Source organism: Azorhizobium oxalatiphilum (assembly GCF_014635325.1).
In the GTDB taxonomy this organism is placed as follows: Bacteria; Pseudomonadota; Alphaproteobacteria; order Rhizobiales; family Xanthobacteraceae; genus Azorhizobium; species Azorhizobium oxalatiphilum.
This window is the reverse complement of record NZ_BMCT01000001.1, coordinates 904,204-928,740: the sequence shown is the minus strand read 5'-3', so window position 1 is coordinate 928,740 and position 24,537 is coordinate 904,204. Positions and strand designations below refer to the sequence as shown.

At 67.3% G+C, this 24,537-nt stretch carries 21 protein-coding genes; 6 read left to right on the top strand and 15 right to left on the bottom strand.

Annotated elements, in window-relative coordinates; translation table 11 throughout:
• Positions 1 to 8: 8 nt before the first annotated feature.
• From IEW24_RS04185 to IEW24_RS04145, 9 genes are all read right to left on the bottom strand, one after another.
• Positions 9 to 1,040, bottom strand: coding sequence for an ABC transporter substrate-binding protein (locus tag IEW24_RS04185; RefSeq protein WP_188575686.1), 1,032 nt, complete (start codon positions 1,038 to 1,040; stop codon positions 9 to 11).
• 51 nt (positions 1,041 to 1,091) lie between these two features.
• Positions 1,092 to 1,901 (bottom strand): ABC transporter permease, encoded by an 810-nt coding sequence (locus tag IEW24_RS04180; protein WP_188575684.1) that lies wholly within the window; start codon positions 1,899 to 1,901, stop codon positions 1,092 to 1,094.
• Positions 1,888 to 2,721, bottom strand: coding sequence for an ABC transporter ATP-binding protein (locus IEW24_RS04175; protein WP_188575682.1), 834 nt, complete (start codon positions 2,719 to 2,721; stop codon positions 1,888 to 1,890). Before IEW24_RS04175 ends, IEW24_RS04180 begins: the two co-directional genes overlap by 14 nt.
• 73 nt (positions 2,722 to 2,794) lie before the next feature.
• The gene (locus IEW24_RS04170) at positions 2,795 to 3,667 is read right to left on the bottom strand and encodes an HTD2 family dehydratase (RefSeq protein WP_188575679.1); all 873 of its coding nucleotides are present in this window, start codon (positions 3,665 to 3,667) and stop codon (positions 2,795 to 2,797) included.
• A 40-nt stretch (positions 3,668 to 3,707) separates the two neighbouring features.
• Complete coding sequence (locus IEW24_RS04165; protein WP_188575677.1) at positions 3,708 to 4,898, bottom strand: CaiB/BaiF CoA transferase family protein; 1,191 nt, start codon at positions 4,896 to 4,898, stop codon at positions 3,708 to 3,710.
• Positions 4,895 to 6,112 (bottom strand): CoA transferase, encoded by a 1,218-nt coding sequence (locus tag IEW24_RS04160; protein WP_188575675.1) that lies wholly within the window; start codon positions 6,110 to 6,112, stop codon positions 4,895 to 4,897. The genes IEW24_RS04165 and IEW24_RS04160 overlap by 4 nt, the downstream gene beginning before the upstream one ends.
• Positions 6,113 to 6,192: 80 nt before the next feature.
• Positions 6,193 to 7,398 carry an FAS1-like dehydratase domain-containing protein gene (locus IEW24_RS04155; protein ID WP_188575673.1) on the bottom strand — a complete coding sequence of 402 codons (1,206 nt, stop codon included), beginning with the start codon at positions 7,396 to 7,398 and terminating at the stop codon, positions 6,193 to 6,195.
• Between the two features lie 195 nt (positions 7,399 to 7,593).
• Positions 7,594 to 8,439: an N-acyl homoserine lactonase family protein gene (locus tag IEW24_RS04150; protein ID WP_188575671.1), complete on the bottom strand. Its 846-nt coding sequence runs from the start codon at positions 8,437 to 8,439 to the stop codon at positions 7,594 to 7,596.
• A 137-nt stretch (positions 8,440 to 8,576) separates the two neighbouring features.
• Positions 8,577 to 9,818, bottom strand: coding sequence for a CaiB/BaiF CoA transferase family protein (locus IEW24_RS04145; RefSeq protein ID WP_188575669.1), 1,242 nt, complete (start codon positions 9,816 to 9,818; stop codon positions 8,577 to 8,579).
• Between the two features lie 476 nt (positions 9,819 to 10,294).
• On the opposite strand from IEW24_RS04145, the gene IEW24_RS04140 reads away from it, so the two are divergent.
• From IEW24_RS04140 to mnhG, 6 genes are read left to right on the top strand one after another with little or no spacing between them, the layout of a single operon-like run.
• A complete protein-coding gene (locus IEW24_RS04140; protein ID WP_188575668.1) occupies positions 10,295 to 13,201 on the top strand; it encodes a monovalent cation/H+ antiporter subunit A in 2,907 nt (968 codons plus the stop codon).
• Positions 13,201 to 13,539, top strand: coding sequence for a Na+/H+ antiporter subunit C (locus tag IEW24_RS04135; RefSeq protein WP_188575666.1), 339 nt, complete (start codon positions 13,201 to 13,203; stop codon positions 13,537 to 13,539). Before IEW24_RS04140 ends, IEW24_RS04135 begins: the two co-directional genes overlap by 1 nt.
• On the top strand, positions 13,539 to 15,182 hold the full coding sequence (locus tag IEW24_RS04130; RefSeq protein ID WP_188575663.1) for a monovalent cation/H+ antiporter subunit D: 1,644 nt from the start codon (positions 13,539 to 13,541) through the stop codon (positions 15,180 to 15,182). Before IEW24_RS04135 ends, IEW24_RS04130 begins: the two co-directional genes overlap by 1 nt.
• The gene (locus IEW24_RS04125; RefSeq protein WP_244644144.1) at positions 15,179 to 15,727 is read left to right on the top strand and encodes a Na+/H+ antiporter subunit E; all 549 of its coding nucleotides are present in this window, start codon (positions 15,179 to 15,181) and stop codon (positions 15,725 to 15,727) included. The genes IEW24_RS04130 and IEW24_RS04125 overlap by 4 nt, the downstream gene beginning before the upstream one ends.
• A 35-nt stretch (positions 15,728 to 15,762) precedes the next feature.
• Positions 15,763 to 16,032, top strand: a complete 270-nt coding sequence (locus IEW24_RS04120; protein WP_373870028.1) for a K+/H+ antiporter subunit F — start codon at positions 15,763 to 15,765, stop codon at positions 16,030 to 16,032.
• A complete protein-coding gene (mnhG, locus tag IEW24_RS04115) occupies positions 16,029 to 16,379 on the top strand; it encodes a monovalent cation/H(+) antiporter subunit G (protein ID WP_188575659.1) in 351 nt (116 codons plus the stop codon). The genes IEW24_RS04120 and mnhG overlap by 4 nt, the downstream gene beginning before the upstream one ends.
• 8 nt (positions 16,380 to 16,387) lie before the next feature.
• On the opposite strand, the gene IEW24_RS04110 is transcribed toward mnhG, so the two are convergent.
• The 6 genes from IEW24_RS04110 to IEW24_RS04085 form a co-directional block, all read right to left on the bottom strand.
• Positions 16,388 to 17,218 carry an energy transducer TonB family protein gene (locus IEW24_RS04110; protein ID WP_188575657.1) on the bottom strand — a complete coding sequence of 277 codons (831 nt, stop codon included), beginning with the start codon at positions 17,216 to 17,218 and terminating at the stop codon, positions 16,388 to 16,390.
• A 28-nt stretch (positions 17,219 to 17,246) separates the two neighbouring features.
• Positions 17,247 to 20,807 (bottom strand): TonB-dependent receptor domain-containing protein, encoded by a 3,561-nt coding sequence (locus tag IEW24_RS04105; protein WP_188575656.1) that lies wholly within the window; start codon positions 20,805 to 20,807, stop codon positions 17,247 to 17,249.
• A gap of 122 nt (positions 20,808 to 20,929) precedes the next feature.
• Positions 20,930 to 21,904: a FecR family protein gene (locus tag IEW24_RS04100; protein WP_244644141.1), complete on the bottom strand. Its 975-nt coding sequence runs from the start codon at positions 21,902 to 21,904 to the stop codon at positions 20,930 to 20,932.
• 121 nt (positions 21,905 to 22,025) lie between these two features.
• Positions 22,026 to 22,532 (bottom strand): sigma-70 family RNA polymerase sigma factor, encoded by a 507-nt coding sequence (locus IEW24_RS04095; RefSeq protein ID WP_188575654.1) that lies wholly within the window; start codon positions 22,530 to 22,532, stop codon positions 22,026 to 22,028.
• Positions 22,533 to 22,720: 188 nt separating this feature from the next.
• On the bottom strand, positions 22,721 to 23,428 hold the full coding sequence (locus IEW24_RS04090; RefSeq protein WP_188575652.1) for an SDR family NAD(P)-dependent oxidoreductase: 708 nt from the start codon (positions 23,426 to 23,428) through the stop codon (positions 22,721 to 22,723).
• Positions 23,425 to 24,495 carry an ABC transporter substrate-binding protein gene (locus IEW24_RS04085; RefSeq protein ID WP_188575650.1) on the bottom strand — a complete coding sequence of 357 codons (1,071 nt, stop codon included), beginning with the start codon at positions 24,493 to 24,495 and terminating at the stop codon, positions 23,425 to 23,427. The genes IEW24_RS04090 and IEW24_RS04085 overlap by 4 nt, the downstream gene beginning before the upstream one ends.
• Between the last annotated feature and the right edge of the window lie 42 nt (positions 24,496 to 24,537).

The window sequence follows — 24,537 nt, the reverse complement described above, 5'->3', positions numbered from 1 at the left end:
CGCCCGGTTCACGCGCTCAGCAGGCGTGGGTCGATGACATCCCTGTAGGTCACGCCCTTCACGTCGTGGCCGAACCGGACCATGAACTCCAGATTCTGGTCGAACTGCTGCTGGCTCAGGGTCGGCGGCACGGCGGCGGTCTTGCGCTGGTCGACCACTGCGCTCTCGATCAGCTGCAGATCCGTCTGGCCGAAGAACTCCTTCTGCATCAGGCGCCCGACCTCCTTCGGATTGTCCTGCAGCATCTGCGATGCGCGCGCCAGCCCGCGCGTGAGCTTGCCGGCCACATCCGCCTTGTCCGCCGTATAGCCCGGGCGGGCGCACAAGGCGGTGTAGAGAAAATTCTCAAGGCCCGGCACCTCCCCCTGCGAGGGGCGCGCCACCCAGACGGCCAGCCCCTCGTCCACGGCGCGATTGTTCGCCGGGGCCGTGGTGTTGAAGCCGTCGATCTGGCCGGACTTCAGGGCGGAGTACATCTGGTCCAGCTTCACCACGGTGAGCGTCACGTCGCGATCCGGGTCGAGGCCGCCGAGCGCCAGCATGTAGCGCCACAGCTTGTCGATGCCGCTGCCGCGCCCCGACACCGCCAGCACCAGCCCCTTCATGCGCGCCATGCGCTCCTTCAGCGGCATGCCCGGCTCGATGCCCACCTTCTTCGCGGCCGAAACGCTGATGATGGCATCGCTGGCATATTGCGACATCAGCGGCGCGAAGGCCTGGATCTTCTGCCCCTTGGCGGCGGCGAGGATGACGTCGCTCATCACCAGGCCGCTCACCTCGATGCTGCCGCCCAGCATGGCGGCGAGCGTGTTGGTGCCGCTGCCCGTATTGACCAGTGAGACATCAAGCCCTTCCTCAAGGAGGATGTTGGTTGCCTTCGCCGCCAGCAGCGGCAGATAGGCGAAGGTGTAGCCGCCGATGCCGATGGTGAGCGGCACGGCCTTGGGCGCCTGCGCCAGCGCCGTCAGGCTGAAGGACGGAAGCGTGGCGATGGCAGAGGCCTGCCCCATCCCACGCAGCACGGACCTGCGAGATATCATGATGATCCTCCCTGTCTTCTCTTGTTGTCCTTGGCATCGAAAACCGACGGCTCAGCGCCAGCGGAAGATCCACGCTTCCAGCCGCCCCAGCCCCTCGTTGAGCAGGCTCGTCACCACCATGAGGGCGAACAGGGCGGCGAACACGCCTGCCGTATCGAGCTGGCCTGCGGCGTTCTGCGTGAGGAAGCCGATGCCTGCGTTGGAGGCCATCATCTCGGCCGCCACGGCGCCGACGAAGCCGTACGGCAGGCCAAGCTTCAGGCCGGTGAATATCCACGGCATGGCGGCGGGCAGGATCACGCAGCGCTGAATCCTGAGCCGGTCCGCGCCCATGGTGCGCAGGGCGTCCACCATCTTGCGGTCCACCTCGCGCACACCGCTCAGCGTGGAGAAGAAGACGAGGAAGAAGACGCTGACCGCTGCCAGCACAATCTTCGGCGCCATGCCGATGCCGAACCACATGATGAACAGCGGTGCCAGCGCCACCTTCGGCAGGCCATAGATGGCGGTCACGAACGGATCGATGGTGCGGCGGATGGTGTCGCTGGCGCCCGCCACGCACGCCGCGAGCACGCCCGCCGTCGCCCCCATGAGGAAGCCGGCGATGGTCTCCTTGAAGGTAATCAGGAGATTGTGCTGGAGCGTTCCGGCGCGCACCCATTCAGTCAGGCGGGCGAAGATGGCGCTGGGGCTGCTGATCCAGAACGGATCGGCCAGCCGGCCCGAGGCGAATTGCCAGAAGGCCAGGAAACCGACCGCGAACAGCAGGCGATAGACCCAGATCCGGCTCACCCGCCATGATCTGCCATGGGGCTTGAAACCGGTGCGGCCGGCGGGGGCGGCGACGTCATTGGTGGTCATGCTGCGGCCTCCCGATGTCGGCTTCGATGGCGCCCCAGAGGCGGCGGTAATGGTCCTCGAAAGCGGGGGCGAAGCGCACGTCATGGACGCTGCGCGGGCGGCCTATGGCGATGCGCTCGCCCAGCTTCACCCGCGAGGGGCGCGGCGACAGCACCACCACGCGATCGGCAAGGGTGATGGCCTCGACGATGTCGTGGGTCACGAAGATCACCGTCTTGCGGCTCTCGCTCCACAGCCGCATCAATTCCGCCTGCAGCACCAGCTTGAGCTGGGCATCGAGCGGACCGAAGGGCTCGTCCATGAGGAGCGTGGCGGGGTCGTAAATGAGCGTGCGCGCCAGCATGGCGCGCTTGCGCATGCCGCCGGAGAGCTGGCTGGGATAATGCCGCTCGAAGCCCTTCAGCCCAACGCCCGCGATCATCGCCCCGACGCGCTCCCTGCGCTCGGCGATGGGGACGCCTCGGATCTCCAACGGCACGGCGACATTTTCCTCCACCGTCCGCCAGGGCAAAAGGCTGTCGTGCTGTGTGAGATAGCCGACGTCCGTATTCACGCCGTCGACGAAGCGACTGTTGCAGGTGATCACGCCTTCATCGGGGGCATCGAGGCCCGCGAGCAGGTTGAGCACCGTGGACTTGCCGCTCCCGCTCGGCCCGACGACGGCCAGGAACTCTCCCTCGCCCACCGTCAGCGAAAAATCCCGCAGCACCTCCAAAGGCCCGCTGCGGGATTGGAAGACCTTGCGCACGCCCTTGAACTCGACCGCCGGCTTCGCGATCTCCAGCACCGCCACCGCTTCCGGTGCGTGACACACCCTCATGGCGTTCCTCCTTCCGATGAACAGGCGTGTTGATCACGCTTCTGTCGATTACGGTCCCTGTCGCACCCCGCCTTCAGCGGGTGAAATGAGCGGTGGCGCGCATGGCGAGTTCGCCCTGCGGGCCGCGCGCCCAGACCTCCAGCGCGTCTTCGGGGTTTTCGGACAGCTTCGCCTCAAGGACGAAGGGCGCGCTGACGAACAGGGGATGGACGCCGCGGAATTCGAAACGGGACAGGTCCGCGTCCGGGCGCAGCTCGGCGGCGAAATTCTGCAGCAGGGTCGCCGTCAGCGGCCCATGCACGACGAGCGCCGGATAATTCTCTTCCGCACGGGCATAATCCGCATCGTAGTGGATGCGGTGCCCGTTGGCGGTGAGTGCTGAGTAGCGGAACAGCAGAACCGGATCGGGGGTGACAACCGCGCGCCACTGCCCGCCCTCGGGCGCCGGTGTCAGGGTCGGCGCCGGCGCGCCCGGCGCCGCCGCCTCGCGATAGACGATATCCTGCTCCTCGACGATGCACTCCACGTCATCGCAGACGGTGCGATGGACCACGGTGACGAACACCAAAGTGCCGGCGCGTCCCGATTTGGTCTCCACCTTTGAGATGGTGCTGGTCCGGGCCGCCATTTTGCCGATGGTCAGCGGACGGCTGTAGTGCACGCGCCCGCCCGCCCACATGCGGCGCGGCAGGGGGACCGGGGGAAGGAAGCCGCCGCGCTTCGGATGCCCGTCCGGCCCGAGGCCGCTGCGCGGCACGAACGGATTGAAGAACAGCCAGTGCCAGCCCGGCGGCAGTTCGTCGCCGGGCACCGGCGCCATGGCCACATCCAGCGTGGCGGCGAGCGCCGCCACCTTCTCGGCGGCCAGCAGTTCGCTGACCGTTTCCTGTCGCCCCACCCAGTCCTGCCAGCTCTCCCCGCCGGACGTCTCGCTGATCTGGTTCATCTCCATCCCGCCTGTCCGCCGCAGCACATGGGCTCCGGCTCTAATAGATGACCTGAGACTCAATCAGTTCGGATCGTGCGGCGGCATTCATGCCGAGCAGCTCGCCGAACACGTAATCCTCATCCTCGCCCAGCATGGGTGTTCCGCGCGCCAGCCCCGCCTCGGAGCGAGAGAAGCGGATCGGCACGGACAGGGCAGCCCGCGTCTTTCCGTCCGCGTCGTGCACGTCCACGATGGTGCCGCGATCCCGCAGATGCACGTCGCGCGCAAGGTCAGCTGTGGTGGCGGAAAGGGAGGCTGCGATACCGGCCGCCTGAAGGCGCACCACCGCCTCCTCGGCAATCTGTGTCCCGGTCCAGCTCTCGATCTGCGCATCGAGCGCGGCGGCGTTGCGCAGCCGGGCGGCCGCATCGCGGAAGCGAGGATCCTCGCCCAGCTCCCGCCGCCCCATGGCCGCCAGCAGCGCCAGCCATTGCTCCTGTCCTCGCACGGCGATGGTAAGCCAACGATCATCCTGCGCGGTGGGATAGACGCCGTGGGGCGCCATTTCATGATCGCGATTGCCCATGCGCGCCGGTTCGCCGCCGGCCGCAGCCAGCAGCATGGCTTCGCCGGCCAGCGCGGAAGCCACCTCGCGGGCGCTGACATCCACATGGCTTCCCTTGCCGGTGGCGCGCATGCGATAGACCGCCGCCAGCGCGGCGACGGCGGCATTCATGCCCACCGAGTGGTCCATGACGTGCCGCATCTCCACCGGCGGCCCGTCCGCATAGCCGGTGAGAGAGCCGAGCGCACCCCACGCGCCGAACAGCGGCGCATAGCCCGCGAAATGGGAGTCCGGCCCGCTCTGGCCGGAAGAGGACACCGACAGCATCACCAGCGCAGGCTTCAGGGCTGAGAGCACGTCATAGCCCAGCCCAAGCCGCTGCATGACGCCGGGCCGGAAGCTCTCGGCCGCCATGTCGCTCACCGCCACCAGCCGCTTGGCCAGATCGACGCCGCGCGGATCTTTCAGGTTGATGCGCACGGACAGTTTGTTGGCGGCCACCTGATCGAAGCTCGCCGGCCCCATGCGTCCATAGACCGGGTGCGGCTTGCGAAAGATGTCGGGCCGCAGGCTGCTCTCGATCTTGATGCACTCCGCCCCGAGCTGGGACAGCATGTGCGTGCAGAACGGGCCTGCGGCGTGGACCGTGAAATCGGCGATGCGGAGACCAGCCAGAGGTTTCATCGTGCACCCACCGCCCGGGGGGCGGCCTCCCTTCGACGATTGCCGGACAGGATGGACTGATGCTCGCCCAGAGCCGGCGGGCCGGACCGCAGCCGAAGGGCGCCGCCATCGAGATGAAAAGGCGCGACGAGCACGTCGGCCGGCCCGGCACCGGGAATATCTACGCTCTGGAACAGCCCCCGCGCGGCCTCATGCGCACCCGCCAGAACCTCGGCCGGACTGGCATATTTGCCCATGGGCACGCCCAGCGTCTGGGCGCGCGCCACCACGTCCGCCGTCAGCTGTGTCCGGCTCCAGGCGCGGATGCGTTCATTGATCTCGGCGCCCCTGCGGCTGCGCTCCAGCGGGTCCGCGAGGTCCGGCGCGGTGGCCCAGCCGGGCCTGCCCATCAGCTCGACGAGGCCGGTCCACTGCCGCTCCTCCAGTGTCAGAAGCTGCACATAGCCATCGGCACATTCCAGCACGCCGCCATATTTGAACGAACGGGTGAGCCTGTGCTCAAGGGATCCGTCGCCCAGCCGCTGGATGGCGAAGGCGCCCACCGCCAGCGCCGCATCCTGGATCGACACGTCCACGGCCTCTCCCGCCGTCCCCTCTCCCTGCCTTGATGCAAGCAGGGCCGCAAGCGCCCCGAGCGCCGCCACGACGCCGCCCTGCATCTCCGCGAAATGTCCGTGGATCTTGAGGGGCGGCCGATCGGGAAACATCTCCGCCGACAGGCCGTTGGGCAGCAGGAAACCCTCGCCCGAAGCGTGGATGAGGTTGATCTCCTCGCCATGCCAATCGGCATGGGGGCCGCTGGCGCCATAGGGCAGGACGGACACATGGATCAGATGCGGGTGGGTTGCCCGCAGGCCCGCCTCGTCCACGCCCAGTCCGGCCCGCTGCGCGAGCGGCACGTCGCAGATGAAGGCATCCGCCGTCTCCAGCAGGCGGTGGAGATCCTCGCGTCCGGCAACGGTGGCAAGATCGCACACCACGCTCGCCTTGCCGGCGGCCAGATAGGCGAACAGGGCACTGACCTCACCCGCCCCCTCCCCGGACGGCGGCAGAAACGGCGGCCTGTGCCGCAGCAGTGAGCCGCCCGGCGGTTCTGCCAGAACGGTGTGCGCGCCGAGGGTGGAGAGGAGGCGGCCCGCATAGGCCGCCCCCGCACCCGATGACAGTTCGACGATGGTGAGGCCGTTGAGCGGCCCTTCGACGTGGTTGGTCATGGGAACACCGCCACCGATGGGGAGGACGTTTTTCCGATCAGATCGCGTCGCGATCTGATCGGTACTCTCGATGGCCCGCCTCAGCGCACCGCAGGCAGGTCGAGATCGAGCTGCGCGCCGTCGAAGAACACACGGTTCTCCACCGAGCGAGAGGGCAGCATCACGGTGGCGAGGCCGGGGGTCGTCAGTTCGCCGCGCTGGTTCTCGCCCCAGATCTCCAGATCCACGAGCGCGAAGCCGTCCTTGATGTATTTGCGCGCCACCTTGCCCTTGCACCACGTGCAGTCGCCCATGGTGTTGAAGCGCCGCATCTGGGTGCGCACGCGCTTCAGGAAGGCGGCATCGCCCATCCAGTTGGTGACGAGGCTGCACATCCAGGCCGAGCGCTGGGGGCCGTAATCATAGGTGCCCGGCACGCCCACTTCCTTGGCCACCGATTCCCGATGGTGGCCGATGCCGGTGTATTCGATGCCGCCGCCCGCCTCCGGATTGCGGAAGAAGTGGCCCGGATGCTTCACCGCCGATTTCAGCACGATGCCGTGGGTGTGGCCGCGCCCGCAGCCCACAAGGAAGCCCATGGTGTCCATGAGCGAGAGCGGGCCGCGCACGATGGGGGGCAGTTCCTCCCCCTCTTTCACATCCTCCCAGTAGCGGATGTTGTTGCCGCGGATGAGTTCGTCCTCCCGCAGGATCGCCTCGTCGATCGCGTCGAACTCCTCGGGCGTGTATTCGTGGGTCTTGATGTCCTTGTACTTGCCGGCGTCGCGCGCCGCCTTGCGCTCGTGCCGGGTGCAGGTTCCCAGCGCGCGCGCGACCAGTTCGCCGCGCTGGTTGGCATACGTGGCCTCCACATATTGCAGCACCAGGCGCCCGGAGAATTCGCTCTTCTTCTCCTCCACGCCCACCACGCGCTCGATGGCGGTGATGCGGTCGCCGGGCCGGATGTGCCGGAACAGCTCCCAGTCGTTGCCGGCATAGAAGCCGTGCACGCCGGACAGGCCCCAGCGGGTGCGCCCCACCCAGCCGAAGGCCATGGGGAACATGGGATGGGCCACGACACCGCCCAGCCGGCTCTGCCGCGCATGTTCCGCATCCCGGTACAGCGGATTGAGGTCGCCGATGCCGTTGCAGAAATTGCGGATGGTGTCCTGGCTGGCGTCCTGAAGATAAGGCCCCTCCGGCCGGAGCTGGAGGCCGATCATCTCGCGGGCATCCGCCACCGCCGCATCGGTGATCTTGCCCTCCGCCGGGGCGTGGCCCACGTCCTTTTCCGTCACTGCGTCCATGTCTTTCTCCCGTTTCATCCCTTTGGCCGGCACTGCCCCGGCCCGTTTTCCTCGCGTCGGCCCCGCACAGGTGGCGCAGGGCGCAAGCCATCGTTCGCGCGATGAACGCGCGTGAAATCATGCAGAATGCATTCTCAGGCTTCTGGAGAACCCGAGCCGGTGCCCGCGTTCCCTTCACATGTCGGAGGCGCCTCGTCAGGCAGCCTGAATGCTGGCGATGCCGCGTGGCGGCACGTCCAGCCGCAGCACGAAGCCATCGAGATCCGGCCGCGCGGCCGGATATTTCTGGAGCAACAGGGGATCATGCGCGGGAAGCACATGGTCATCGCTGTCCGCCAGATCGCGGATGCGATCATGGGCCCGCATCATGTCCGAGACTGAATGGGCCACCGCGAACGGCACCCCGCGCTCATATTCCTCGTAATAATGCAGCGCGTCGGAGGCGAGGACGACCCAGCCCCGCGCGGTGAGCACGCGCACGATGGCCTGCCCCGCCGTATGCCCGCCCACCACATGGATGGAAACACCGGGCGCGACCTCATGGTCGGCATCGTGAAGCCTCAGCCGCCCGGCATGGAGATACTGCACGAGGCGCCCGATCTCCTCCCCGGCATAAGCGTGGCGCATCCAGGCATGGTGCATGTCCGGCCCGACCACCGCCTGCATCTCCGCCAGCGGCATCAGGAACTCGGCGTTCGGATACTGGTCCACATTGCCGATATGGTCGTAATGGGCGTGGGTCAGCACCACCTGCGTCTGGGCCTGCGGATCGATGCCGATGGCGCGCAGCCCGTCCGCCGGCTCGCGCAGGAAGGTGTGGCCGTTACGCTCCGCCCGCGCCCGCTCCATGCCGGTGTCGATGATGATGGTGCGATCCTCGCCCACCAGCGCCCAGGAAAAGAAATCCATCGTCAGCAGGGCGTCCGGCTGCGCTTCGAGGATGAAGTTCTGGCCCCGGCGCCGCTTCGTGTTGGTCGCGTAGCGGATGGCGTAGATCTGGTAGGGTTTGGCCTGACTGGACGTGGCTTCGGGTCTGCTCATGGCGCCCTTCCCTCGGATATTTCCCCGGCGGGACGTCCGATGCGCCCCGCTCATATGCTTGCTGCTGACTGTAAGCGCCCCAGCCCGCCAGCCCAACAGGACGGGCACGCGAACTTAAAAATGCAGAATGCATTCTTTCATGTTTGAGAGGGCTCCGCCACCGTCTTCTCGCGCAACGGTGCCCAGACGGGCGCGCCCGGCGCCGGCTCGACCGCATGGCCGGTGGCCACCAGCCCCTCGCACTCCTGCGCCGAGAAGCCCAGTTCGCCCAGCACCGCACGCGTGTGCTCCCCGAGAAGCGGCGGCGGCCGTTCGGGCCGGCTTGCGGCATCCCAGGCAAAGGGGAGATCCGGCAGGTCGAAGGCCAGTTGCTGGAATTCCACATGGGCCACCTTGTGCCCGTGGCGCGCCTGCGGCGCATCGAGCACCCGCTCCATGGGCAGCACTTCGGTGAACCCGGTGCCGCCCGCCGCGAGCAGCGCCGCCAGATCGTCATAGGAGAAGCGCGCCACCGCTTCCCGGACAAGGGCTTCCACGGCGTCGCGCTGTTTCTTGCGCGCGCGGAGCGTGGTGGTGTCCGGGGGCATGGGCGTATCCAGCGCCCGCCAGAAATCCGCCCAATGGCGGTCGGTGAGCATGACGAGATAGATCCAGCGGCCGTCCGCCGTCTCATAGGCGCCATAGCCCGGCATGCTGAACTCGCCGGAGGGCTCGGGATCGGGCCGGCCGGTCAGATGCATCTTGAGCTGGACCCCGGCATAGTCGCGGGCGGCCACATGCAGGCCGGTCTCGTAGAGGCCCACCTCGATCCTGCGCTGCTCGGGGCCGGCGTGCGGGTCGAGCATGGCAGCGAGGATGCCGATCACCGCATAGCAGCCCGCGAACTGGTCGTGATACGAAGGCCCGAGCCGGCTCGGACGCCCCTCAATGCGATGGGCATCCATCACACCCGTGGCCGCCTCGGCGATGGGGTTGGAGGCGAGATCATCGGCCTGCGGACCATCGTTGTAGCCGCGGATGTGGCAGTAGACGACATCGGGATTGGCCTTGATGCAGGCCTCATGGGTGACGCCCAGCCGGCGCGCCGAGGCCGGCGCCAGATTGTGCAGCACCACGTCCACCGTAGGCAGCAGCCGGGCCAGCACCGCCTGTCCGCCCGGCGTGGCGAGATCGACGCAGAGACTGCGCTTGCCCCGGCTATAGGCGATGTAGGTGCCGCTCGGGCCGCCTCGGACGAGGCTGCGGGTGGGGTCGCCCACGGGCGATTCCAGCTTGATGACCTCGGCCCCCATCTGCGCCAGCACATGGGAGGCGAAGGGCGCCGCCAGCATGGTGCCGATCTCCAGCACCGTTTTCCCGACCAGACTGTCGCGCGTCATGACGTCTCCCGACACCACGGGCCGGCCACCGATGCCACAGGGCATCTCCGCCGGCGCCACGAGAAAATGCATAATGCATTCTTTTGCCGAATGTCAAACGACGACTGTCTGGCATCGCCCCGGACGAGACCGGATGTTCCCTCCCTGCGCCGGTAGGTGCAGGTGCACAGCCTGAGGCCGATCCGCGCATCTGTGCTCCGGTCGAAGCGGCATCCACAGGCAGACGCACCGATAACGCACTCTTTATCTCCGTAACGAAAAGAAAAATATCTCAATATACTCAAGAATTATTTTGCCCAACTGCCTTTTATAAAAGGATATCCAATAGACATGATATCCATATCTCTACGATAAAAATTCCCCTCCATGCCGAGTCAGAACTTGATTGCGCACAACGCAATCCGTCATAATGCTGAAAAATCAGGTCTTGGCGCATCAGCCATCTCACACCAACTCAGGGAGGCAGGCCCGCGCCAATGTTCGACGAGTTGCTCATCCTCGCCCTCGTCGTCCTTCCCTTCGCCGGAAGCCTGATCACCAGTGTCCTGCCGAGATCGGCCCGCAACGCCGCGTCCCTCACCGCGGCAGCCGTCACCCTCTCCGCAACCCTCATCACCATCCTGCTCTATCCCGCCACCGTGGCCGGCGGCGCGCTGGTGTTCGAGGCCGCGTGGCTGCCATCCGTCGGGCTGAATTTCACGTTGCGGGTGGATGGGCTGGCCTGGCTGTTCGCCTTCCTCGTCTCCGGCATCGGCGCGCTGGTGGTGCTGTACGCGCGCTACTACATCGCCTCGGAGGATCCTGCCCCCCGCTTCTTCGCCCTGCTGCTCGCCTTCATGGGCGCCATGATGGGCGTGGTGCTGTCCGGCAACCTCATCCTGCTGGTGTTCTTCTGGGAACTCACCAGCCTGTTCTCCTTCTTCCTCATCGGCTACTGGCACCACAATCCCGGCGCCCGCGACGGCGCCAAGATGGCGCTCACCGTCACCGCCGCCGGTGGCCTCTGCCTGTTCGTCGGCGCGCTGCTCATCGGCGGCATCGTGGGCAGCTACGATCTGTCCGTGGTGCTGGCGGCGGGGGACACCATCAAGGCCAGCCCGCTCTATCTGCCGGCCCTGATCCTCGTGCTGCTCGGCGCCTTCACCAAGAGCGCGCAATTCCCCTTCCACTTCTGGCTGCCCCACGCCATGGCGGCGCCGACCCCGGTTTCCGCCTATCTTCACTCCGCCACCATGGTGAAGGCGGGCGTGTTCCTGCTCGCCCGGCTGTGGCCGGTGCTGGCCGGCACCAATGAGTGGTTCTATCTGGTGGTGCCCGCCGGCCTCGCCACGCTGGTGCTGGGCGCTTATCTCGCCATCTTCCAGAACGACCTGAAGGGCCTGCTGGCCTATTCCACCATCAGCCATCTCGGGCTCATCACCCTGCTGCTCGGCCTCGGCAGCCCGCTGGCGGCGGTGGCGGCGGTGTTCCACATCCTCAACCACGCCATCTTCAAGGCCTCGCTGTTCATGGCCGCCGGCATCATCGACCATGAGACCGGCACCCGCGACCTGCGCAAGCTCTCCGGCCTGTTCCGCTACATGCCCTTCACCGGCTCGCTCGCCATGGTGGCGGCGGCGGCCATGGCCGGCGTGCCGCTGCTGAACGGCTTCCTCTCCAAGGAGATGTTCTTCGCCGAGGCCGTGGCCAATCACACCGGCTCGCTGCTGGACGACAGCCTGCCCTATTTCGCGACGCTCGCCGGCATCTTCTCCGTGGCCTATTCGCTGCGCTTCATCTACGGCACCTTCTTCGGCCCCGCCCCCACCGATCTGCCGCGCATCCCGCACGAGCCGCCGCGCTGGATGCGCTTCCCCATCGAACTGCTGGTGGTGATCTGCCTGCTCATCGGCATCCTGCCCGGCTGGACCGTCGGTCCGCTGCTGGCCGATGCCGCCCGTGCCGCCGTCGGCGCCGCCTTGCCCTATTACAGCCTCGCGGTCTGGCACGGCTTCACCCTGCCGCTGCTCATGAGCGTGATCGCCCTTGCCGGCGGCGTGGTGCTCTATCTCAGCCTGCGGCCCTATCTGGCGGTCGGGCGGGACGATCCGCCGTTGATGCAGGGCGTCAAGGGCCAGCGCATCTTCGACAACGTCATGCTGACGCTCTCGTGGAAATGGGCCCGCGCGCTGGAGCAGATGCTCGGCACACGCCGGCTGCAGGTGCAACTGCGCCTCGTGGTGGGCGCCGCCGTTCTCGCCGGCTTCCTGCCGCTGGTGTTCCGGGGCGCCGCCAGCGTCGGCAGCAAGCCGGTGACGCCGGCCGAGCCCGCCTTCATCCTGCTGTGGGCCATCGGCCTCGCCTGCGCGCTCGGCGCCGCCTATCAGGCCAAGTTCCACCGCCTCGCGGCTCTGGTGCTCACGGGCGGCGCGGGGCTCGTCACCTGCGTCACCTTCATCTGGCTCTCCGCGCCCGATCTGGCGCTGACGCAGCTGCTGGTGGAGATCGTCACCACGGTGCTGATCCTGCTCGGCCTGCGCTGGCTGCCCAAGCGCATCGCCAGCGAGGACGATCTGAAGCCCTCCGGCGCCGTGCTCGCCCGCCGCTTCCGCGATCTGGTTCTGGCGATCATGGTGGGCATCGGCCTCTCCGTCTTCGCCTATGCGGTGATGACCCGCCCGCTGCCGGAAACCGTCTCGCGCTTCTTCGTCGAGCGCGCCTATGTGGAGGGCGGCGGCACCAACATCGTCAACGTCATCCTCGTGGACTTCCGCGGCTTCGACACCTTCGGCGAGATCACCGTGCTGTGCGTGGTGGCGCTGACCGTGTTCGCCATGCTGCGCCGCTTCCGCCCCGCCTCCGACAGCGAGGCGGCGCCGGAACAGCAGCGGCTCCAGAATGCCTATGACGACAAGGCCCCCGACCGGAAGGTGGGCGACACGCTGACCGACTATCTGCTGATCCCGCAGCTGGTGATGCGCTGGCTGTTCCCGGTGATCATCGTGTTCGCCATCTATGTCTTCCTGCGCGGGCATGACCAGCCGGGCGGAGGGTTCGCGGCGGGCATCGTGCTGTCCATCGCCTTCGTGCTGCAATACATGGCCAGCGGCGTGCGCGGCGCGGAGGCGGACCTGCGCGTGCTGCCCCTGCGCTGGATGGGTCTCGGCCTGCTGATGGCCGGCCTCACCGGCGCCGGCGCCTTCGTGTTCGGCTATCCCTTCCTCACTTCGCACACGCGCTATGTGAGCCTGCCGGTGATCGGAGACATACCGGTGGCCTCGGCGCTGCCGTTTGATCTCGGCGTATTCTCGCTGGTGGTGGGCGCCACCGTGCTCATCCTCATCGCGCTCGCCCATCAGTCGCTGCGCGGTTCGCGCGGCGAGCGCGTGCCGGGAGACCAGTGATGGAGACCATCCTCGCCATCGGCATCGGCGTGTTCGCCGGAGCGGGCGTGTGGCTCCTGCTGCGCCCGCGCACCTTCCAGGTCATCATCGGCCTGTCCCTGCTCGGCTATGCCGTCAATCTCTTCATCTTCGCCATGGGCCGGCTGCGGGTGAGCGCGCCGCCCATCCTCGAGAAGGGCATGGTGGGCGATCCGGTGGCCTTCGATGACCCGCTGCCGCAGGCGCTGGTGCTCACCGCCATCGTCATCGGCTTCGCCATGACCGCGCTCTTTCTCGTCGTCGTGATGGCCGCGCGCGGCCGCACCGGCACCGACCATGTGGACGGGCGGGAGGACTGATGAACCGGCTTCCCCTCGATATCCTCGCCATCCTGCCCGTTCTGCTGCCGCTGCTGGCCGGGGCCTTGCTGCTGCTGTTCGAGGACAGGCGCCGCGTGGTGAAGGTGAGCGTCAGCCTCGCCACCATTCTGGCGCTGCTCGCCAACGCCATCGCCCTGCTGGTCATCTGCAGCACCGGCGGGGAGAACGGCACCGGGCGGGTGCTGGTGCATCTGCTGGGCAACTGGCCGGCCCCCGCCGGCATCGTGCTGGTGGCGGATCGGCTCTCGGCGCTGATGCTGACGCTGACCGCGCTGCTGGCGCTGGCCAGCTTCGTCTTCGCGCTCGCCCGCTGGCACAAGGCCGGGCCGCGCTTCTATTCCATCTTCCTGTTCCTGCAGATGGGCCTCAACGGCGCCTTCCTCACCGGCGACCTGTTCAACCTGTTCGTCTTCTTCGAGGTGATGCTGGCTGCCTCCTACGGCCTCGTGCTGCATGGTTCGGGCACCGCGCGTATCAAGGCCGGCCTGCACTACATCCCCATCAATCTGGTCGCCTCCTCGCTCTTCCTCATCGGCGTCAGCCTGCTCTATGGCGTCACCGGCACGCTGAACATGGCGGATCTCGCCGGCCGCATCCGCGGCGTTCACCCGGAAGAGCGCATGCTGCTGGAGGCGGGGGCCGCCATCCTTGCGGTGGCCTTCCTGGTGAAGGCCGCCATGTGGCCGCTGAACTTCTGGCTGCCCACCGCTTATTCCGCCGCGACAGCGCCGGTGGCGGCCATGTTCGCCATCATGTCGAAGGTCGGCATCTATGTGATCCTGCGCCTCGACCTGCTGCTGTTCGGCCATGACAGCGGCCCCTCCGCCGGCTTCGGCTCGCCCTGGCTGCTCTATGGCGGCCTCGCCACCATCGCCTTCGGCACCATCGGCGTTCTTGCCTCCCAGTCCATGCCCCGTCTTGCCGGCTACAGCGTGCTGGTATCCTCCGGCACCCTGCTGGCCGCCATCGGCGTGGGCAGCGAGCCGGTGATCTCCGGGGCGATCTACTATCTACTCAGTTCCACCCTCGCCATCGCCACCTTCTTCCTGCTGATCGAGCTGGTGGAGCGCGGGCGCGCGGCCGGTGCCGACGTGCTGGCGGTGTCCATGGAATTCTTCGGTGTCGAGGAGGATACGGAGGAGAAGCAGGTGGAGGAGGAAGTGGGCATTCCCCTGCCCCTCACCATGGCCGTGCTGGGCGCCGCCTTCGTGGGCTCCACCCTGCTGCTGGCGGGCCTGCCGCCGCTCTCCGGATTCGTCGCCAAGCTGTCTCTGTTCGCCGCGCTGATGGGAGACGGCGCGACGGTTCCGGGCAGCTCCTGGGCGCTGATCGCGCTGCTGACCATCTCGGGCCTTGCCGCGCTCATCGCCATGGCGCGTACCGGCATCACCACCTTCTGGGTGCCCATGGAGGCGAACCTGCCGAACGTGCGGGCGGTGGAACTGGTGCCGGTCGCCGGCCTGCTGCTGCTGTGCCTCGGCATGACCGTGTTCGGCGGCCCGGTGATGCGCTTCACCGACGCCACGGCGCGCATGATCGCCACCCCCACCGCCTATATGCAGGACGTGCTCGCGGCCCCGCCCGTGCCCGCCTACAAGCAGAGCGGGAGTGCCAAGCCATGAGTCGCCCCGCTGCCGGCCGCTCGACTGCCACGTCCCCGACCGTGAAGCGCCAGGGTCTGCGCCGCCTGCTGCCGCATCCGCTGCTGTTCCTCGCTCTGCTGGTCATGTGGCTGCTGCTGAACATGAGCGTGTCGCCGGGCCAGATCCTGCTCGGCAGCCTCATCGCCTATGGCGCCGCATGGACGATGACCGCCTTCGACATGGAAGAGGTCCGCCTCAAGCGGCCCGCCGCCATGATCCGCCTCGCGGGCCGGGTTCTGGTGGACATCTTCCGCTCCAATCTGGCGGTGGGCCGCATCATTCTGTTCGGCCTGCCGAAGGGGCGCTCCTCCGGCTTCATGACGGTCTCTCTCGACCTCGCCAGCCATCACGGTCTGGCGGTGCTCGCCATCGTGCTCACCGCCACCCCCGGCACCTTGTGGATGAACTATGATCCCGCGCGGGGTGATCTGCTGCTGCATGTGCTGGATCTGGATGACGAGCAGCACTGGATCGACCTGATCAAACAGCGCTACGAGCGCCTGCTGATGGAGATCTTCGAATGAGCGCCCTCTTCCAGAGCGCGCCATGGGCGACCCTGATGCTCGGCTGCGCCATCACGCTGGCCCAGATCCTGCTGGCGCTGGCCATGGTGTGCGCCTCGCTGCGCATGCTGCGCGGGCCGCGCGCGCAGGATCGCATCCTCGGCCTCGACACCTTCTATGTGAACACCATGCTGCTGTTCCTCACGCTGGGCATGCGGCAGGGCAGCAACTTCTATTACGAGGCCGCCGTCAGCATCGCCCTGCTCGGCTTCGTGGGCACGGTGGCCTCCGCCAAGTTCCTGATGCGCGGCGAGGTGATCGAATGACCGCCGCGCCCGAACTGCCCGTCTGGACCGCTTTGCTGGTGTCGCTCCTGGTGGTCGCCGGGGCGGCCATCACCCTCATCGGTTCCGCCGGCCTGTGGCGGCTGAAGAGTTTTTACGCCCGCGTGCATGCCCCCACGCTGGGGGCCACGCTGGGCACCGGCGGGGTGCTGGTGGCCTCCATGCTGTGCTTCTCGGTGCTGGGAGGCCGGTGGGTGCTGCACGAGGTGCTGATCGCCGTCTTCCTGACCGTGACCACGCCGGTGACGCTGATGCTGCTTTCCCGCGCCACGCTCCATCGCGACCGCGCGGAAACACAGGACGAAGCCCCGCCGAAGGCCAAGGACTGACGGCCTTTTCAATTCCCGAAGCGGATCGGCACGGCGAGCAGCATCGTGCCGCCCTGCACGAGGTCCGGCGGCGGTGCCGGCACGGGACTGGCCCGCTGCGCCAGCGCCAGCGTCTCGCTGTCCAGCGCCGCATCGCCCGAGGACCGGGCCAGCCGCGCTGAGCGCACCGCGCCATCGGCGCCAATGACGAAGGCCAAAGTCGCCGTGCCGCGCCCGGCGCCAGGCGGGTAGCGCTTGTGGCGATTGAGATGGGCCACTAGCCGGTTGCGCCAGCTGGTGGGAGACACGGACGCGGCCATGCCGACGCTGGGCGCGGCATTGGTGGCGGCGTTCCGCACGGGCGCCGCCTGCGGTGCGGCGGTGGCGGGCGCGTTCAGGGCCGAGCGATCCTGCGGCCGGCTGCGGGCCTCCTTCGGCTTCACCGGCTTGCGCTTTTCCGCGCGCGGGCGCTCGGGCGCGGGCTCCGGCATCGGCACCTGCGTGATCATGGCGTCCGAAGGCTGCACCGGGATCGGGGGCACCTCGGCTTCCGCGACGGGCTCCTCCTCCGTCTCCTCCGGCACCTCCTGATCGGGCGCGGGGGTGGCGGCCTGCGACATCACCATGGGCGGGCCCGGCGCCACATCCTGCTCCGGCACGTCGGGTGCCACCGGCAGGGGCGCCAGTTCCACCATGATCGCCGCCGGCGCCTCGGCGGGCGGCTCGGGCGGAGCAGAGGGGTTGAGGACGGCATAGAGCAGCCCGCCGTGCAGCGCCGCCACGCAGAGGCCTGCGAGGCACCACAGCACTCCCCTGCCCCGCCCCTCGGGCTCGAACGGCAGGAGAGCTGCGGCGGTCACGGTGTTCCCTCTCTTCGAGCCTGCAACATCAGAAGCGATAGTTGAGGCCGATCTTGAGGGTGGACAGGTCGATGCCGGTGGAGGACTTGCGGCCGACCACCATGCCCGACGTGCCGGCACGCTGAACGTTGGAGTATTCGTAGATCGGCCACAGGACGCTGGGGTCCGAGACATCTGGCTCGTAGCCGATGATGGTGCCCACCGACTCCGTATAGTCCCGCGTCATGCCGGAGCGGGCATTGGCGAAGTTGAAGTCCTTGGCCCCGAAGCGGGCATAGGCATAATCCGCCGAAACGCTCCAGCGATCATTGAGCGCATATTCAGCACCCGCACCGATGGTCCAGCCGGTGCGGTTGGCCTTGGCGCTCTCGATGAAATAGGGCTGGGTGGCATAGCCATAGGGCGCCCACTTGTCGCCGCTGTCGGAGCGGTACTGGTCGCGGGTCTGCTCCTCGTGCAGGAAGGCGAGGCCGCCGGAGGCATAGACGAACAGCCGGTCGAAACTGTAGCCGAGCCGGCCGCGCAGGGTAGCCATCCAGTCGAACTCGTAATGCGTGGTGGACGCCAGATAGCCGTTTGCGCCCAGCGTGCCCTCGCTGGCCAGTATATCCCTGGAGCCTTCCATATAAGTGCGGCTGTAGGAGGCCTCGAGGCCCACCACGAAGCGGTTGTCGAACTGATAGTTGAAGCCGAACTGGCCGCCGAACATCAGATCCTTGGTTTGCTGGTCCACGTTTTCCAGCGGCACCGGCACGCCTGCCGACGTGGTGGTGGTGCCGACAAGGTCGGCGAAGGCGCCGCCGCCGTGACCGCCCACATAGAAGCCGGTCCAGTCGTTGCGCGTGCCGGCGGGCTTGTTGAAGCGCGGGAAGCGCGGCACGTCGACCATCTCACTGCCCCCGAACGTGCCGGTGAGGTTGGCATAGAAGGTGCGCCCCGGCCCCGGCTGGTTCACGAGACCAAGCGGGTCCACATAATAGGTATCGGTGACGTTCTCGACCCGGGCGCTGGCGGTCCAGTTGTCGTTGATCTTGTATTCAACGAACACGTCCAGCAGCCAGTAGGGGTTCCACTTGATCTGCTCGATGAACTGGGCGGCGCCCTGCGCGGTCACGTCGCCATGCTCGATGGCGCGCGGGCCGGTGTAGGAGAGGCGCCCGCCAACGGTCAGGGCATCGTCGAACAGCTTCTGCGACAGCGTAAGGCTGGCGGCATATTCGGGCGGCACGTGGTTGGTGGCATAGTCGCCATAGAGCGACTTGTTCTCGCAGGTGTCCGCGGTGCGGCAATATTCGATATCGAGATAATAATTGGCCGCCAGCTCCGCCGTCAGCCCGCCCCACTCGTAACGGCCGGAGAATTCCAGGCCGGAGAAGCGGGCGCGGTCGATATTGAATATCTGCATTCCGGTGTAGGTGTAGCCGCCCGCCACGTCATAGAAACTGGTGTAGTGGCGGGCGATGTAGTTCTCGATGTCCCAGTTGAAATAGCCGAACTTGAACATCGCCTTGTCGTTGGCGGCGAGAACGTTGTCGATCTTGTAATTGACGCCCGCTTCCCAGTTGTTCGCGCGTTCCGGCTCCACATTCTCATTCACGATGAGGGTGAAGGCCGAGACGCCCTCAACGAGGCTGGGGAAGCGCAGGGTGCTGGAATAATTGGTGTAGAACTGAAGCCCGTCGATGGGCTCAACCACAACGCCCACGGAGGGGCTGAAGCCGCCCTGATCCTTGTTCGGATCGTCGCTGAGATAATCGTCGGTATTGGCCGAGGTGCGCCGGTCCTCGGTCCAGGAATGGGCATAACGCAGGCCGGCGTTCAGCGTCAGCCAGTCGAAGGGCTGGTAGGCCACCTTGGTATAGGTCGCCGCTTCCTGCCGCTGTGCATCACGCAGGTTCAGCCAGCCTTCCAATATGTCCGAATAGTCGCTGGGGCGGGTGTCCTCGCTGATATAGGAGGCGCCCAGCGTCAGCTTCCACTGGCCGTCTGCGAAGACGGAGGTGTTGGCCACATCACCACCCCACATGCGTGAATCCGCACCCGTGCGGAAATCCTCGCCGAGACCGATGGCCTGCGGGGTGATGACGCCGCCGCCGCGCCGGGGATTGCGCATCTCCAGATTGGTGAGCCACAGATTGGCGGTGACGTTCCACAGATCATCGTCCACCGGATTCCAGCGATAGCGCGCGGTGACGCTGTCGAGTTTCGTGCCGGAGGTGAGCTTCTGCTGCGTGGGCTGGCCCCGCTCCCCCGTGAAGCGGGAGGCGAGCAGATCGCCCGCCTCGCCCACATAGCCGGTGTAGCCGAGCTGGATGGTCTGGTCGTTCTCCAGCCGCAGCGTGGTCTTGGCGAGCCAGCTCTCCGTGCGCGACTGGGTGTTGAGCACCTCTTCACCGGCCCGATAATTGGTCAGGCCCTGGTTCTCCACATAGCTCGGCCAGTTCTGGCAATAGCCGGAGACCGTGCAGATGCGCTGTGGCCCGATATTCACCGGATTGGCGCCGGCGCCATTGGTGCCGGCGAAATAATTGCCCTGCGCGCGATAGGCATAGCCGAACAGGAGGTCATACGCCTCCTGCTTCACCGCCACGATGGCGCTGCCCGAGCCTGAGGTGGGCTGGAAGAAGCCCGGCCGGTCCATGCCCTCGGCCGACGGCGTCGCCACCGGCGCGGCCGAGGGCGAGGACGGCCAGCGATAGCCGCCCACGGCGCCCGCATCCGGCTCGGCCGTATTGGTGCCGAAGCCGCCCTTCACCCGCATGCCCCAGCTGTCGCCGGGCTTGACCACATCGTCGGCGCCCACCGTGCGCATGGTCACAGTGCCGGCGATGCCGCGCGAGGCCACGTCCGAACCCTTCTTGATGTCGATGCCGGCCAGAAGATCGGGATCCACGAAGGTGCGGTTGGAAGCGCCCTGATAGCCCTGATAGACGGAGATGCCGTTCTCCGCGCCATCCACCGTCACCGCCACGCGGCCCATGCCCTGCATGCCGCGAATGTTCACGTCGATGCCGCCGCCGCCATTGCGGCTCTCGCCCGACATGACGCCCGGCGTGCCGCGGAAGATGTCGGCAGGGCTGGAACCACGGAAGCGCTCGATATTCTCCTGCGAGATATGGCTCACGGGCGCCGGGGTCTCATAGGGTGCCGTGGCGGTCATGCCGCCGCGCGACACATCGATGATGTCGAGCTGCATGGCGCCTTCAACCACCGCCGATGCGGAAGCCCCGGGGCCGGAAATCTGCACCGTGCGCGCGTTGGTGAAGCTGTAGGAGAGGCCGGAGCCGCGCAGCAGCTGCGCCAGTGCCTGATCGCGGCTCATGGTGCCGCTGATGCCGGACGACAAACGCCCCGCCGCCAGCGGGGCAAGATATGTGACCTGCAGGCCCGCCTGCCGGCCGAACTGCACCAGCGCCTGATCCAGCGGGCCGGCGGGCACGGAGAAGGCGATCTGGCTGGCGCTCTGGGCGGCGGCCGGGCGGCTCGCCATGCCGGCGATCACGGCCACCGAGGTGCTCATCATGAGTGCCGCCATGAGCACCCGCATGCCCCGCCCGCGAGCGACGCCCGTATCCCGACCCAACGCCATGTCCAGAATGCTCCAAACCGAATGTCTGGAGGGCCGCATGTTCCTTGAAGAACCTGCGCAGATGCCGCTCCGACTATTCATACAGTCGGGGGGCTCCATTTTTTACTGAGCAGCCGCACTTTTTAGAGATGCGAAACTATCGTCACCAGCGAGGCGACCTGCCGCACGCGTGCGCCCGTGGGCTGCACCACCGCCTCCAGCGCCGCCAGCGGATCGGAAAGATCGAACACGCCGCTCACGCGGGCATTGCTGATCTCCTGATCCGTAATGACGATACGACCCGGCAGCCAGCGACCGATGCGGGCAGCGAGCGTGCCCACGCTGTCATGCTCGGCAACCACCAGCCCCTCGCGCCAGGAGGCGATCTGGCCGGCATCGCGCCGGCCACGCTCCGTGGTTCGTGAAGAGGTGTCGAAGGCGAGCCAGTCGCCCGGCCGGAGACGCGCGCCGCCGGGCAGCTCGGCGGCGCCCAGATGCACCTCCGCCGCCCCCTGCGCCAGCGCTACACCGATGCGGCCGGCATCCGTGGAAACATCCAGCGCACCGGCGGCCGTGGTGAGGATGAGATCCCCCGCCGCCACCGAGAAGGGACGTTCCGCATCCCGCGCGACATCGAAAAAAGCCATGCCGTCCAGCAGCCTGACACCGCGCCGGGAGGCGCCGAAATCCAGCGCCACCGCGCTATCGGGGCCGAGCGTCACGCCGCCGCCATCGGGCAACGCCACGCGCCGCACCTCGCCCTTGGCGGTCACATGGTCCGCACCGGCGCGCCGCATCAGGTCGGGCACGACCATTGCGCCGGTGGCTGCCGCGCCGAGCCCCACCAGACCCCCCAGAACCATGGTGCGGCGGCTCAAGCCCGCGTTGCCGTGCCGCTCCGCGCGGCGCTGGTCGGAGAGCACCTTGCCGGCCGCCCCATGCACCCGCGCCACCCGCAGCCATGCAGCCTCGTGGGCCGGGCCGCGCGCGCGCCACACGCGCACTCGCTCCTGTGCCACCGGATTGTCCGGAGCACTTTGCAGGCGGATGGCGAGGTCGATGGCCTCGTCGATCAGATCAGCCTCATCCGGCTCCGGCTGGCGCATACCCTCACTCATTCATGGCGCGCATGACGGCGCATGCGCGCAGATGTCCGGGCCTGCACGCGACGGGCGCGCGCGGCTTCTTATGGTTCTTACAATCGGGATCGCCGCTTTTTCCCCCACCGGGCGGAAAAAATCAGTCCGCCGCATCCACCCGCATCACCAGATGCCGATAGGCCTCGCGGATGAGGCCCCAGGTGCGTGTCACCGAGAGGCCCAGTTCCTCGGCCACGGAAGCGATGGTGCGCTCCTCCAGCCGGTGCATCTCGAAGGCCCGCCGGGTGCGCTCGGGCAGTTCGGCCAGCGCCGCCTCGGTGCGGGCAAGGCACTGGCGATCATAGACAATCTTCTCCGGCGTCGGTGCCGGATCGGCGATCTCGGCGAACGCCTCCTCCGCCAGATCGGCGATGGCCAGCAATTGCACGCGGCGCTGGTGGTTGATGCTGAGCGAGCGCGAAACCTGATAGAGGTACGCCTTGGGATTGTGGTTCTCCGCATCCCTGCGCGGCGGCGAGGCCAGCACGCGCAGGAAGGTATCCTGCGTCAGATCGGCGGCCACATCCTCGGACAGGCCGCGCCTGCGCAGGGATCGCATGATGCCCGCGGCATGGCGTCTGAACAGCTGATGGATGTCCCACGTCATCCCTAGCGGCCTTCCGGATCTCACCCCCACGTGCCGCGGCATCAAGTGGAAAGGCCGGCCGACAGGGAGGATCTGTCGCTATCTAAATGGGCCGTCAAATGATCGCAAGGTCAATGATTTACAGCTATTCTAAGACAAGACTGCGCGCCCGGCAGCCGGGCGCGCAGATATTGATCAGGTGCGGTTTCTTACAGAGAGGCCCCGCCGCACACCACGATCTGCTGGCCGGTGAGGCTCGCCGCCCCCGCCGACAGCAGGAAGGCGGTGAGCGCCGCGATCTCCTCCGGCTTCACGAGCCGGCCCATGGGCGGCATCTTCGGCGCCACGGAGGCGCGGTTGGGATCCTTCAGCATGGGCGTGTCGGTGGCGCCGGGAGCGACCACGTTGACGGTGATGCGACGCGGCGCCAGCTCGATGGCGAACGAGCGCGCCATGCCCACCAGCGCCGCCTTGGTGGCCGCATATTGCGCCCGCCCGGCGGAGCCGGCAGCGGTGCGGCTGCCGATGAAGACGATGCGCGCACCATCGGGCAGGCGCGGCACGAGGGCCTCCACCATCTGCTCGGCCGCATCCACATGCAGCCGCCACATGGCCTTGCCGTTCTCCGGATCGAGATGACCCAGCGTACCCACCCGCAGCACGCCGGCCGCATGCACCAGCGCATCCAGCGGGCCGAGGCCCTCGAGAGCGGCGGCCAGCGCGGCGCGATCGGAGATGTCCACCGGCACGTGAGAGAAGCGCGGGTGGGAGAAGGCAGGCTTGCCCCGGCTGAAGCCGGTCACATGCCACCCCTCCTCCAGCAGGCGGGCGGTGATCGCCTCCCCGATCCCCGAGGAGGCGCCGGTGACGAGCGCGCGGGGCGCGCGCTCGCCGGTCTCAAAGTCAGCAGCACTCACTGGCCGTACGCCTTCGCCTGCGCCCTGATCTTCTCCACGTCGAACTTGTTGATGTCGGCGATCAGATCATTGGTATAGATCTTGGAGAAGTCCGTGATGTCCCAGCCGTTCATCTTCGCTTCGGTGACGAATTCATCCTCGCGGATGCTGCCCATCTTGGCCCCCGCATAGGGCGGCTCATAGAGCTTGATGCGACGGCTGATGGCTTCCAGCACGGATTTCACCGCCTGCTCCTCGGAGGAGCCGCGCGGCGCGGTCTCGGGATAGAGCTTCAGGAACGCCTTCGCACCCGCCGCCGGATTGGCGAGGATGAAGACGGATGCCTTCGCCGTGGAGCGGCCGAAGCCCACGAACAGCTCCCGCTCCGCCTTGATGCGCTCGCGCAGGGCCATCAGGAACTGGCCGCCGATCATGGGCAGATCGGCCGGCCGCTGCACGATCTCGAACGGGATGCCAGCGCCCTCGATGATGCCGAAGCCGGTGTCGTAATAGGCCAGCGCGTCGATGGCGCCGCGCTGAAGCGCCACGCCGGCCGGCGTGCCGGCACCCACCGCCGTCCACTTCACATCCTTGTCCGGATCGATGCCCATCTGCTTGAGCACGTTGCGCGTGACCGGATATTCGGTGCCGCCGAAATCGGAGACGCCGATATTCTTGCCCTTCAGGTCCGCATAGGCCTTGATGGGCGTGCCCGGCTTCACCGCCACGTCCCATTTGTAGGGATAGGTGTACTGGTAGAACCACTGGGCATTGCCCCACTCGCCCTTGGCGAGGATGGGCAGCGCATAGGAGGGCACGCCGATGCCCACGTCCACGTCGCCCTTGTTGGTGGCCACCTGCACGTTGGCGTTGCCGCCCAGCGCCATGCCCTGCACCTTGAAGCCCTCTTCGGCATTGTAGCCGAGGGCCTCGCCGATGAGCAGGTTGATGACGCTGGCGTTGATGGACTTCAGCCCGACGCCCACCTTCACCGTCTTCGTCGCCTGGGCGAAGAGGGAACGGGGGCCCAGCGCCATCGCGCCGGCAAAGGCGGCGCTCGCCTGAAGCCACTGTCTGCGTGTGATCATGAAGCTTCTCCCTAAACTGTTCGTTTTGTCGTTGATCTTGAA

Coding starts and splice junctions, on each gene's coding strand:
- IEW24_RS04140 (WP_188575668.1), top strand. CDS start 10,295: ATGTTCGACGAGTTGCTCATCCTCGCCCTCGTCGTCCTTCCCTTCGCC.
- IEW24_RS04160 (WP_188575675.1), bottom strand. CDS start 6,112: ATGACCAACCACGTCGAAGGGCCGCTCAACGGCCTCACCATCGTCGAA.
- IEW24_RS04165 (WP_188575677.1), bottom strand. CDS start 4,898: ATGAAACCTCTGGCTGGTCTCCGCATCGCCGATTTCACGGTCCACGCC.
- IEW24_RS04135 (WP_188575666.1), top strand. CDS start 13,201: ATGGAGACCATCCTCGCCATCGGCATCGGCGTGTTCGCCGGAGCGGGC.
- IEW24_RS04170 (WP_188575679.1), bottom strand. CDS start 3,667: ATGAACCAGATCAGCGAGACGTCCGGCGGGGAGAGCTGGCAGGACTGG.
- IEW24_RS04185 (WP_188575686.1), bottom strand. CDS start 1,040: ATGATATCTCGCAGGTCCGTGCTGCGTGGGATGGGGCAGGCCTCTGCC.
- IEW24_RS04175 (WP_188575682.1), bottom strand. CDS start 2,721: ATGAGGGTGTGTCACGCACCGGAAGCGGTGGCGGTGCTGGAGATCGCG.
- mnhG (WP_188575659.1), top strand. CDS start 16,029: ATGACCGCCGCGCCCGAACTGCCCGTCTGGACCGCTTTGCTGGTGTCG.
- IEW24_RS04100 (WP_244644141.1), bottom strand. CDS start 21,904: ATGAGTGAGGGTATGCGCCAGCCGGAGCCGGATGAGGCTGATCTGATC.
- IEW24_RS04155 (WP_188575673.1), bottom strand. CDS start 7,398: ATGGACGCAGTGACGGAAAAGGACGTGGGCCACGCCCCGGCGGAGGGC.
- IEW24_RS04145 (WP_188575669.1), bottom strand. CDS start 9,818: ATGACGCGCGACAGTCTGGTCGGGAAAACGGTGCTGGAGATCGGCACC.
- IEW24_RS04085 (WP_188575650.1), bottom strand. CDS start 24,495: ATGATCACACGCAGACAGTGGCTTCAGGCGAGCGCCGCCTTTGCCGGC.
- IEW24_RS04095 (WP_188575654.1), bottom strand. CDS start 22,532: ATGACGTGGGACATCCATCAGCTGTTCAGACGCCATGCCGCGGGCATC.
- IEW24_RS04120 (WP_373870028.1), top strand. CDS start 15,763: ATGCTCGGCTGCGCCATCACGCTGGCCCAGATCCTGCTGGCGCTGGCC.
- IEW24_RS04150 (WP_188575671.1), bottom strand. CDS start 8,439: ATGAGCAGACCCGAAGCCACGTCCAGTCAGGCCAAACCCTACCAGATC.
- IEW24_RS04125 (WP_244644144.1), top strand. CDS start 15,179: ATGAGTCGCCCCGCTGCCGGCCGCTCGACTGCCACGTCCCCGACCGTG.
- IEW24_RS04105 (WP_188575656.1), bottom strand. CDS start 20,807: ATGGCGTTGGGTCGGGATACGGGCGTCGCTCGCGGGCGGGGCATGCGG.
- IEW24_RS04180 (WP_188575684.1), bottom strand. CDS start 1,901: ATGACCACCAATGACGTCGCCGCCCCCGCCGGCCGCACCGGTTTCAAG.
- IEW24_RS04130 (WP_188575663.1), top strand. CDS start 13,539: ATGAACCGGCTTCCCCTCGATATCCTCGCCATCCTGCCCGTTCTGCTG.